The 11,469-nt window shown below is 36.5% G+C and carries 7 protein-coding genes and 1 other RNA gene; 5 read left to right on the forward strand and 3 right to left on the reverse strand.

Annotated elements, in window-relative coordinates:
• A partial coding sequence (gene parC, locus K8S13_RS08445; protein ID WP_291461926.1) for a DNA topoisomerase IV subunit A occupies positions 1 to 1,840 on the reverse strand: 1,840 nt, incomplete at its 3' end.
• Complete coding sequence (gene parE, locus K8S13_RS08450) at positions 1,840 to 3,789, reverse strand: DNA topoisomerase IV subunit B (protein WP_291461927.1); 1,950 nt, start codon at positions 3,787 to 3,789, stop codon at positions 1,840 to 1,842. The genes parC and parE, both read right to left, overlap by 1 nt.
• Positions 3,790 to 3,894: 105 nt before the next feature.
• On the opposite strand from parE, the gene K8S13_RS08455 reads away from it, so the two are divergent.
• Complete coding sequence (locus K8S13_RS08455) at positions 3,895 to 7,764, forward strand: class I adenylate cyclase (protein ID WP_291461928.1); 3,870 nt, start codon at positions 3,895 to 3,897, stop codon at positions 7,762 to 7,764.
• A 5-nt stretch (positions 7,765 to 7,769) separates the two neighbouring features.
• Here K8S13_RS08455 and K8S13_RS08460 read toward each other — a convergent pair whose 3' ends face one another.
• Positions 7,770 to 8,438, reverse strand: coding sequence for a TIGR00730 family Rossman fold protein (locus K8S13_RS08460; RefSeq protein ID WP_291461929.1), 669 nt, complete (start codon positions 8,436 to 8,438; stop codon positions 7,770 to 7,772).
• A 189-nt stretch (positions 8,439 to 8,627) separates the two neighbouring features.
• Between K8S13_RS08460 and K8S13_RS08465 the strand changes: the two genes are divergently transcribed.
• The 4 genes from K8S13_RS08465 to ssrA form a co-directional block, all read left to right on the forward strand.
• Positions 8,628 to 8,924, forward strand: coding sequence for an HPr family phosphocarrier protein (locus K8S13_RS08465; RefSeq protein ID WP_291461930.1), 297 nt, complete (start codon positions 8,628 to 8,630; stop codon positions 8,922 to 8,924).
• A gap of 2 nt (positions 8,925 to 8,926) precedes the next feature.
• Positions 8,927 to 10,696: a phosphoenolpyruvate--protein phosphotransferase gene (ptsP, locus tag K8S13_RS08470; protein WP_291461931.1), complete on the forward strand. Its 1,770-nt coding sequence runs from the start codon at positions 8,927 to 8,929 to the stop codon at positions 10,694 to 10,696.
• 3 nt (positions 10,697 to 10,699) lie between these two features.
• Entirely contained in the window at positions 10,700 to 11,164 is a 465-nt protein-coding gene (gene smpB / locus K8S13_RS08475; protein WP_291461932.1) for an SsrA-binding protein SmpB, read from the forward strand.
• 78 nt (positions 11,165 to 11,242) lie between these two features.
• Positions 11,243 to 11,469, forward strand: a transfer-messenger RNA (tmRNA) gene (gene ssrA / locus K8S13_RS08480); the annotation flags it as partial.

Consider the following 11,469-nt stretch of genomic DNA (forward strand, 5'->3'; position numbering starts at 1 on the left):
TAATAATAAATCCATATCCGCTGTCTGAACCGACCAGGAAGTGATTTTGGGTTTCTTCTGACAGCATGAATTTGATGTGGGCATTGGATTGAATAGACAAATGACCGGTTAAAGGTTCCCCATTTCCCCTTGCTGAAGGAAGTGAATGGGAAAACAGCATATAGCTTCTGCCGGTATTATCCAGAAAGATAATGGGTTTGTCACTTTTTGTCCTTAAGTAATCCATAAAAGAATCACCGGATTTAAACTTAACGGTTTCCGGGTTAATCTCATGGCCTTTGGCGGATCGAATCCAGCCGTTTTTTGACAGGATAATGGTTACAGGTGTAATATCTATTATATCGGTAACCGAGAATTTTTCAGCTTCTTTGCGTTTTTTTATGGGTGATCGTCGTTTATCTCCATATTTTTTAGAATCAGATTTTATTTCATCTTTTATATATTCTTTGAATGTTTTTTCATTGCCAAGAATTTTTTTCAGCCGTCTTTTTTGGGATTCAAGATCTTTTTTTTCAGATTTTATTTTAATTTCTTCAAGCTTTGCAAGCTGACGCAACCTGATTTCCAGAATGGCAGTCGCCTGGATATCAGTTAATGAGAAGGCTTTTATCAGATCTTTTTTGGGTTTATCAGATGCTCTGATAATTTTAATCACTTCGTCTATGTTTAGAAATGCAATGAGAAAACCATCTAAAAGATGAAGACGGTTAACAATTTTGTCTAATCTGAAATTTAGTTTTTTCCTTACTGTATCTGCTCTGAATTCAAGCCATTCCTTCAGGATATCAAGTAAATTTTTAACCTGAGGCCTGCCATTAATTCCAATCATATTCATGTTAATCGAGTATGATTTTTCAAGATCGGTTGTTGCAAACAGATGATCAGTTAAAGCGGCCAGATCTACCCTGTTTGATCTGGGCATCACGACCAGACGTGTTGGTTCTTCATGGTCTGACTCATCTCTTATATCACTGACCATTGGAAGTTTTTTGGCTTCCATCTGGGAAGCAATCTGCTCATAGATTTTTTCCGTGGAGGCATGATGGGGGAGAGCCGTAAAAATTATTTCCGAATCTTCAATATGAAATTTAGCCCGCATCTTTATTCTTCCGGCACCTGTTCTATAGCTTTGTTTTATTTCAGACACAGGCGTGATGATTTCAGCATCAGTGGGAAAATCAGGGCCCTTAATGAATTTGCATATTTTATCAAGACTTGTGTCTTCATTATCTATTAAATGGATCAAAGCCCTAGATACTTCCCGCAGGTTATGGGGCAGAATACTGGTGGCCATACCCACGGCAATACCGGTTGAGCCATTCAATAAAATGTTTGGCAGGCGGGCCGGGAGCATGCTCGGTTCATTGAGGGTTCCGTCAAAATTGGGTGTCCAGTCAACAGTTCCCAGACCCAGTTCCTGAAGAAATATTTGAGCATATTTGGATAATCTGGATTCTGTATACCGCATGGCAGCAAAGGATTTGGGATCATTGGGATCCCCCCAGTTCCCCTGACCGTCAACCAAAGGATATCTTAAAGAAAAAGGCTGTGCCAAAAGAACCATAGCTTCATAACAGGCTGTATCACCATGGGGATGGAACTTACCCAGTACATCACCTACAGTCCTTGCGGATTTTTTAAATTTTGCTGTGGATGACAATCCCAGTTCGCTCATGGCGTAGATAATTCTTCGTTGGACCGGTTTTAGACCGTCACTGATATGGGGTAGGGCACGATCTAAAATAACATACATGGCATAGTTTAAATACGCTTTTTCAGCAAAGTCCTGAAAAGGTATTTTTTCATAATTTTCAATTTCAGATGGAAGGGTTTCTTTCATTACTCAATCTCTTTTAGGTGGCCATTGGTTTCTATCCAGGTTTTTCTATCCTTTGCTCTTTTTTTCCCCAGGAGCATATCCATGATCTCATAGACTTCTTTTATTGATTCGTCTGATTCATTTGGCTCATCATTTACAGTCAATTGGACAAGCCGTCTTGAATCCGGTGATATGGTTGTCTCCTTAAGCTGTGCCGGATTCATCTCACCCAGCCCTTTAAATCTTTGAATATTTATTTTGCCATGTTTTTTGCGCCGGTTTATTCTTTTTATAATACTGTCTCTTTCAGAGTCATCCAATGCGTAAAAAACTTCTTTGCCCACGTCTATTCGATATAAGGGCGGCATGGCAATATAGACATGTCCGCCTTTTACAATTTGGGAGAAATGTTTTAAAAACAATGCACACAGCAATGTTGCAATATGCAGACCATCAGAGTCAGCATCTGCCAGAATACATATTTTATTATACCTGAGCTTCGAAATATCATCTGATCCCGGCAAAACGCCTAGAACATGAGAGATATCTCTGATTTCTTTAGATTCAAGAATAATAGAAGATTCAATATCCCAGGTATTTAAAATTTTACCACGCAATGGCATAATGGCCTGAAAACGTCGATCTCTTGCCTGCTTTGCAGAGCCTCCGGCAGAATCCCCTTCAACAAAAAACAATTCCCGTCTGCTTTGATCAACACTTGAACAGTCGGATAATTTGGCAGGAAGAGTGATACCATTGGATGCCTTTCTTTTGGTAATTTTCTTGGATTTTTTTATACGGTTTCTTGCATTTTCAATGGCAAAATCGGCAAGCTTTTCACCTTGTTTAATATTTTGATTCAGCCATAAACTAAATGTATCCCTCACCTGGATATTTACAAGATTTGCACAATGACGTGAAGAAAGCCTTTCTTTTGTCTGCCCTGAGAACTGGGCATCTAAAAGTTTGACGGAAAGAATATAACCCACCTTATCCCAGATGTCTTCCGGTGCAAGATATAATCCCTTTGGTAAAAGATTTCTGAACTTGCAAAATTCTCTGAGCGATTCCAGCAGCCCTGATCTAAACCCATTGACATGGGTACCCCCCAGCCTTGTGGGAATAAGATTCACATAACTTTCTTCAGGATTTGATCCTGATTCCAATGTCCAGTTGACAGCCCATATGAGATGGATATCCTCCCCTTCAACCTCTCCTGTAAAAGGAGAGGAAAAAATGCATTGTTTCTGTATTAAGTATTCGGTTAGATAATCATCTAATCCGTGATCATATTTCCAGGTAAGCTTTTCTTTGGTAGCTTCATCATAAAAGGAAGTGACAAGCCCTTTGCAGAGAATAGCTTTTGATTTTAACGCAGCTTTTAATGATCTTCTTGAAAACAAAGGTGTATCAAAATAGGAACCATCCGGATAAAACCGGATGGATGTTCCGGATTCTTTGTTTGTGATATTGTTTACAATGGTAAGTTCTTCGGTTTTAAAACCATTTTCAAAACCAATACGGTATTTTTGTCCATCCCGTTTGATATGAATTGTTAAGCTGGAAGACAATGCATTGACCACAGAAACGCCGACACCATGTAACCCTCCGGAAAAACTATAGTCTTTATTGGAAAATTTGGCACCTGCATGAAGTTTTGACATAATCAGTTCCACACCGGATATTTTTTCTTGAGGATGGATATCCACCGGCATCCCCCGCCCGTTATCCGAAACAATAATAGAGTGATCTGCCGTTAATATAACATCAATCTGAGTTGCATAGCCTGCAATAGCCTCATCAACGCTATTGTCAATAACTTCAAATGCCATGTGATTCGGGCTTGAAGTGTCTGTGTACATCCCGGGTCTTCTCTTGACCGGATCAAGGCCTTTTAAAACCTCGATTGATTCTGCATTGTATGCAGTGGCTGAGTTTTTATTTTCGTTGTTTGGTTCAAATAATTTCATAAATTATTGTGTTGTGATATAAACGTTAATTAATTATAAAGATTTTAAACATACCCCTATATCATTTTTATTTGTAAATGTAAAAACGGGAAAATTATATTCATTATGTCCTCTTTAGTCACAAATTTCGATTTTAATACCTTTGAAGCTCAATGGGAAAAATTATCTGAAGAAGAAAAGGCTATAGTTGTCAAAGAATCAGGTGATTTAGAACCAAATCTCTCAATCCTACCGACTTTGGCCGGTATTACATCTTATCATTTTTCCGTAAGAAATAATGCCAGAAAAAGTTTTGAGATCATTGAGTCTAAAATACGCAATCTCATAGCCGATCCATCTGATAAAGAGCAGTATTTAAAAGGCATGAAAGAGTCTGCATCAGTCTGCTCCAGAATATATGCACATATCAATCCGGATATGACATTCAAAGAATTAAGTTACTATTTCAAAACATTATTGGAATTTGACGGAAAAGGAGCCCATTTTGCATTCAAGGCTGTCTATCAGGGACTTGTCCCTATGGGTGCCATGGAAAAAATTATTTTCACTATTTCTGAACCCGGACGTCTTGCCTTCGTAGATCAATATCTTCAAACATGCGCAAGTATCAGGTTAAAATTTGGATTTTCATTTAATCGGATTTTAAAATCAATTAAGCAAAGAAAAACGGTTGTGCAATTCTATGCCGATCTTTTTGATATGCAAAGGGATGCAGATCCTTTTTTAAATAATATCAATCCTGATTTAAGAGATCCTCATCAAATTATTTCCAATGAAATACAGTCTCAATCTCCGGAAATAAAAATTACAGGCCTTAAAGCGCTTGCCATGATTGTCACCAAAATCCCTTCGGAATTACTTTTAGATATTCTGGCAATAGAAGAGGTTAAAAAAGTAAGGATTACTATTTATAAAATAATTGAAAAGTCTTCAATGGGGGTTTATCCTGAAGTTTTTTATCCGATTTTGGAACTTTTTTATAAGTGTGATAAGCAAGAGGCCTTTCATGCTTTCAAGGCCCTTGTTGTATCGGGTAAACTTCCGCTGTATACACTGTTGGAAATGGTACGGGATAATTATCCCACCCTTATGCCGGTGATCAATATTGAAATATCCGCTTTATCTAAAATTTCTTTTTTTATTATTCAGGATATTGCTCTGAACAAAGAAAAGTATTTAAATTCAAATTTTGAAGTGAACCTTGCCTGTGTTCTCGGGATGATTAAAAAAAGACCTGAGCGAGTTGTTAAAATTTTAAAAAAATATGACGACGACTCCAGAGATTCCGTCAGAATGGATGTGACCCGGTTTATCGAGAAAACAAAACAGCTTTTAACACAGGAAAAATCGAGTATTGAAACTCAATTCGATCCCACTATCCAATTGGTCAAACACGAATTAAAGAAATCCAAGGGGTTGATAAAAACACTTTTTATCAACACAAGCAAAAAAAGGATAGAAGAGCTTAAAAGCCATAAACAGTCAACATCGATTGATTTTAAAAGTGAAACTATTAAAGATGCGGACCTTTCTTCCTGTGTTTTTATTGCCTCTTCTCTTTTTTTCAGCAACTGCATTATTACGAATTGTAATTTTTCCAATGCATCATTTTCCAATGCTTTTTTCAAGGGCACCATTTTTTATAATGTTGATATGCAAAAGACACAATTTGATTGTGTTAATTTTGACAATGCTTTTTTTATTAACGTTAATGCAAAGGGAAGTGTTTTTAAAAACTGCAGTTTCCAAAATGTTTCCATTTTTAATTGCAGTTTTAATCATGCGAACTTGAGGGACGCTCCCTTTTTGAATTCCTTTATTTCAAAAACATCCTTTAACCAGACAGACCTTTCCGGTTCATGTTTTGCTTACTCAAAAATTTCTGCTATATCCTTTGTGAATTCAAACATTGACCAGGCAGATTTTTCAGGTGTGAATGCAAGATTTTGCAGATTTCCAACCAGTGCCAGATCCGTCATTAAAACAGATGATATAGATTATAATGCCAGAAAATTCCAACTTTCCTTTAAAGATATGCCACATATTGATGAAACCATTGTAACTCAAATCGATATGTTAATTTTCAGTGAATTCATTCATTATGGTGAGAGCAAGTTCTTAAAACAAAATCGACTCAGCCTGCTGACCGCCTTTGATATTTTCAAGACCAAACAGGCAGATTTATTTCAACTCATACCCTTTTTGCTCCATGAAAACATTATCTTTCCAGGTATTGAAACCATTAATAATCAAACGCCCTGTGGCATCTGCGATTATATTCCAAGCCGTGAAACACAAGAAACCTTTATAAAATATAAAGCCAATGAAAACATTATTGCCAGGCGGTGTCAAAATTATACAATTGAAGGGCTCTTTACCATAGGAAGCATCGGTTCTCTTGCCCAGACAGCAGACTCAGATATCGACTATTGGGTTTGCATAAATGAAGACCACTTAACTTTGCAGGGGTTGAAATTGTTCAAAAAGAAACTGAAAATTCTGGAAAATATGGCCTGGGAACAGTTTAATACAAAGGTGACATTCTTTTCAGTTGATATCCTTAAAGCCAAAAACAATGATTTTGGTGATTCAACCATTGAAAGTTCAGGATCCGCACAAACAAGACTTTTAAAAGAAGAATTTTACAGAACAATGATTTATGTTGCAGGCAAGATACCCCTTTGGTCTGTCTTACCCACAGCCATCAGTATTAATTATTATAACAGTATCTTAAAGAATGTTGCAGATCACCCAAATATCGGCAGGTATATTGATCTGGGCGATATTCACGCCATATCAACAAGTGAATATTTTGGTGCATCTATCTGGCAGATGTTTAAATGGCTGAAAAGCCCTTTTAAATCCGTAATCAAAATGGCACTTCTTGAAAAATATATCTATGAGTATGGCAAAGAATCCCTCTTGTGCAATAAATATAAAGATGAGTGGATGAATTCAGGAGCACATTTAAAACTTGCTCAGAATGATTCATACTATATCTTATTAAAAAATCTTCTTAAATATTATGAAACGGCTAAAGATGAACAATCGGTCACACTATTGCTTACCTGCTTTTTCCTAAAGCTTGGTATTTCAAAAGATTCTGATATTGATAATACTGTATTCGGTCTTAGGAAAATACTCCTTGAAAAATGCATGGAAAAATGGGGGTGGTCCAAGGAAAATATTTTTCAAATCGGCAGTTTTAAAACCTGGACATATAGCGATATAACAACACTTTCCAATACCATAGAAAAATTTATGGTCAAAAAATATAAAACAGTAAATAAGGCATTTGAAAGGCTGGTTCATGGTCAGTCAAGGATCAGCCCTGAAGATCGGACAGTGCTTGGAAGAAAAGTTTTTATTGAATTTTCAAAACAAGCGGACAAAGTTGAAAAAGTACTTCTCATATCACGAAGTGACAGGCATTTCCAAGGTTTACATCTTAAATATATTAAGGCAAATAATAAAATCGGGACTTGGGATCTGCTTAATAAAAATGCAAAAGCATTTCATGATTCCGAAGAATCTTTGATTAAGGCGAATACCATTGAAGAAATTGGTGCATGGTTGATTAATAATAGCCTTTATAATGAAAATATTGTCATTAATTTAGTGCCTAACCCGACCTATGTGACCTTTGATGATATCCGCAAGCTCTTTAAAACCCTATATGATTTTTTCAGGCCCTTAATAAAAAGCACAATCAGTTTTGATCAGTTATTGCTGAAAAACAGAGTGGTCTGCCTGTTTATATCCATCAATTTCTATGCACCCAAGCAACAACGAAAAGTAACTGAATATACGGCAATCTACCTGAATTCATGGGGAGAAATGTTTTGCAAATCCTTTTATTCGGATCAGGGTTTTTTGACCATGGAAGAAACCAAAAAAGATATCATGAACAAAATTGGTATAAAAAAATTGCCTTTAAATACAGCCTTTTATTTTTCAAAGGGTGTTGCAAGATAAATTTTTTACCGGTCCTTATGAAAATCCGCTACCACCCGGACAATTTCTTCAGGGTCATCTAAAAGATGAAAAAGACTAAGATCTTTTTCTGAAATCATTTTTTCTTTTATGAATTGATCTTTCACCCAATGAACCATGCCCTCCCAATAGACTTTACCTACAAGAATAACCGGCACCTTTCTGATCCGTTGCGTCTGAATCAATGTAATGGTTTCAAACAGCTCATCAAGGGTTCCAAAACCTCCCGGCATAATAATAAAGGCCTGGGCATATTTTAAAAACATAACCTTTCGAACAAAAAAATATTTAAATTCAATCTGTGTGGTAGCATAAGGATTCGGCTTTTGTTCAAATGGAAGTGTGATGTTTAATCCAATAGAATCGGCACCTCCTGTAGCTGCCCCCTTATTGGCAGCCTCCATAATTCCGCCGCCCCCGCCGGTAATAACAGAATATCCTTTTTGGGCAAATAATGCAGCAAGGTTTTCGCACTTTTTATAATAGGGATGGTCACAATCGGTTCTTGCAGACCCAAAAATGGATACAGCAGGACCAAGATTATGCAGCGCGTCAATTCCTTCGACAAATTCTCCCATGATTTTAAACAACCGCCATGACTCACCAGTTTTAAAATCATTAATGGGATAATTTCCGTTAATATGATGTTTTTTCATATTGATTATTCCAATAATTTTTTATGTTTATATCCAATCAAATTGATAGAATATGGTAAAATAAATTAAAATGTGTTTTTAAAATCTGTAAGTCAAAGGCCTATCATACAAAAATATAACAGTCAATTATAAGCGGGCTCTTACATTGACATTTTTCAAGGAAAGATATAAAGAAAAGAAAAAATTTTCATGGAAAGAATAAGATTGAAGAACAAAGGAATAATTGCTCGTAGAACATCGGTTATAAATGAACTTGGAATGCACGCAAGACCGGCATCCAAAATTGCACAAATAGCCGAGTTGGCTCAATCGGATGTCTGGCTTTGTGCAAATTCAATCAAAGTTGATGCTACAAGTATTATCGACATACTAACTCTGGGTGCTGTGAAAGGAACTAAAATTTTAATTAAAATTGAAAATCAGGAAGATAGAGTGGTTCTTGATCAGATTATTGATTTTTTTGAAGCCGGTTTCGGAGAAATATAAAGATGAATATTTCAAAATCAGGACAAATCATTATCAAAGGAATCAGCGGTTCACCCGGTATTTGTATTGGTAAAGCATATATTGTTGACAGAGAAGGCGTCAATATCATTAAACGCTATCCTGTTAGTGATGCCTTGGTACCAAAAGAAATAGATCGATTCAAACAAGCTGTTTCAAAAGCAAAAAATGACCATGCCAAGGTAATTGATTCCCTTGATAAAGATTTGGGTGAGAATTTAAATATTCTTGAGACACATATGGTGCTCTTTAAGGATAAAATGTTGTATGGCAAAACCATTGATACCATTTCCATGGAAAAAATTAATGCTGAATGGGCATTAAGAAAAGTATCAAGAGAAGTCAAGGCCATGTTTGAACAGATTGATGATATATATCTGCAGGCCAGGGTGAATGATATCGTTCAGGTATCAGATAAAATCATGTCATATCTTGTTGGCGCCCAGGATATTAAGATTTCAGATATAAATAAACGCGTCATTATAGTAGCGCATGATTTGTCGCCTGCTGATGCAAGCCAGATACAGCTCGAACGGATAAAAGGATTTGTCACCGACCGTGGAGGAAAAGATTCTCATACAAGTATTATTGCAAAATCATTAAGAATTCCTTCTGTCTTAGGACTCGGTTTTGCCACTATCAGTGCTAAAAATGATGATATTTTAATTGTAGACGGTTCCTCTGGGACACTGATAATCAATCCTGAGGAAGATACGCTTTTCAAGTATGAAGATCGTATGGCAAGATTCGAAGAATACAGAGCCGGTTTAGAAAGAGAGAGCCACCTGCCTGCTGTAACAAAAAATGGTATTTCCTTAAACCTCATGGCCAATATTGAACTTGTGGAAGAAGTTGTTGCCGCCAAAGATTTTGGGGCAATCGATATCGGGCTTTTCAGGACAGAATTTTTATACCTTGATTTAAAACGGTTCCCGACTGAAGATGAGCTTTTATGTAAATACAAAGAACTTGTCGAACTTATGACTCCCCAGAGTGTTACCATCAGGACTCTTGACATTAATGGAGACAAGGTGAATCCTTATCTGACGACTGCCGAAGAGGCCAACCCTTCTTTAGGATTAAGAGCTGTAAGGTTCTGCCTTGAGAATGAAGATATTTTCATTACACAGTTAAAAGCCATTTTCAGGGCAGCGGCATTTGGAAATATAAAATTGTTAATTCCCATGATTTCTTGTGTTGAAGAGATTATTCAGGTCAAACAGGTAATGAATAAGGCGATTTTTGAACTTGAACACGAAGATAAAATTTTTAATAAGGATATTCCCCTGGGAGTTATGATTGAAGTTCCGTCGGCTGTAATGATAGCCGAAGATCTTGCAGAGCATGTAGAGTTTTTCAGTATTGGAACAAATGATCTGATTCAATATTCCATGGCTATTGACAGGCAAAACAGACAGGTCGCCCATCTATATCAGGCACTCAATCCAGCCATATTAAAAATGATTAAAATAACCTATGATGCAGCAAAGAAAAAGGGCGTTGAACTTGTCATGTGCGGTGAAATGGCGGGGGATCCAATTAATATGCCTGTTCTCGTTGGCATGGGTTTAACTAATTTTTCCATGAATTCAGTCGCTATTCCAGCGGTTAAAAGAATGATTCGTGCCCTTGATACCAAACAAGCTGAAAAGACTGTTGAAAAAATTATGACATTAATCACTGTACAAGAAATTTCTGATTATATTTTAGAAGAATATCAAGACATACTTCCCTTTCGAGAGACGGATGAATAATCAATGAACTCAGAATATATTAAAATCATTGCGACCAATAAAAAAGCATGGCACAACTATGCTATTGAATCAGAATATGAAGCAGGAATCGTTTTGGTTGGAAGCGAAGTTAAATCCATCCGGGAGGGAAGGGTCAGTTTTCAAGATGCCTATGCAGATATAAAAAATGGAGAAATTTTTTTAAGACAATTACATATTTCACCTTACAAATATGCTTGTTACAGCAATCATGAATCCCTGAGAACAAGAAAACTTTTGCTTCATGGATATGAAATTAAAAAACTTTGGAGTAAAATCAAAGAAAGAGGCTATACGCTCGTGCCGCTGCAGATATATTTTAAAAATGAAAACATTAAAGTTAAGATCGGTCTTGGCAGGGGTAAAAAACTTTATGATAAAAGAGAAAGCATCAAAAAAAAAGATATGAAACGAGACCTTGATAGAGAACGAAAAAAACAATCCTATTAGTTTGTCTTTATGTTTGTCTTTATTGACTTTTTAAACTTTTAAATCTATAATATAAGCATATTTGATCTTTTACAATTTGGGGGCGAAATGGCTTCGACGGAGATTTTGAGGCCTGAGGTAGCATACCGAGTATTTTGTCAGCTCGTAAACTTGGCAAAGCATAAACATAATCGCAGATGATTATAATTACGCCGTAGCTGCGTAGAGCAGCTTCCGTCCTCCTGATATCCTTCTTGCAGATTTCAGATGAGGGCGTCGACTTTGCAAGACCGCCTTTTAAGGGCGTCTGAACCTTAAAGGTTAAA

The organism is Desulfobacula sp., from assembly GCF_021107415.1.

Excerpts from the sequence above, each read along its gene's own strand:
- ptsP (WP_291461931.1), top strand. The coding sequence starts at position 8,927 with ATGAATATTTCAAAATCAGGACAAATCATTATCAAAGGAATCAGCGGT.
- smpB (WP_291461932.1), top strand. The coding sequence starts at position 10,700 with ATGAACTCAGAATATATTAAAATCATTGCGACCAATAAAAAAGCATGG.
- K8S13_RS08455 (WP_291461928.1), top strand. The coding sequence starts at position 3,895 with ATGTCCTCTTTAGTCACAAATTTCGATTTTAATACCTTTGAAGCTCAA.
- K8S13_RS08465 (WP_291461930.1), top strand. The coding sequence starts at position 8,628 with ATGGAAAGAATAAGATTGAAGAACAAAGGAATAATTGCTCGTAGAACA.
- K8S13_RS08460 (WP_291461929.1), bottom strand. The coding sequence starts at position 8,438 with ATGAAAAAACATCATATTAACGGAAATTATCCCATTAATGATTTTAAA.
- parE (WP_291461927.1), bottom strand. The coding sequence starts at position 3,789 with ATGAAATTATTTGAACCAAACAACGAAAATAAAAACTCAGCCACTGCA.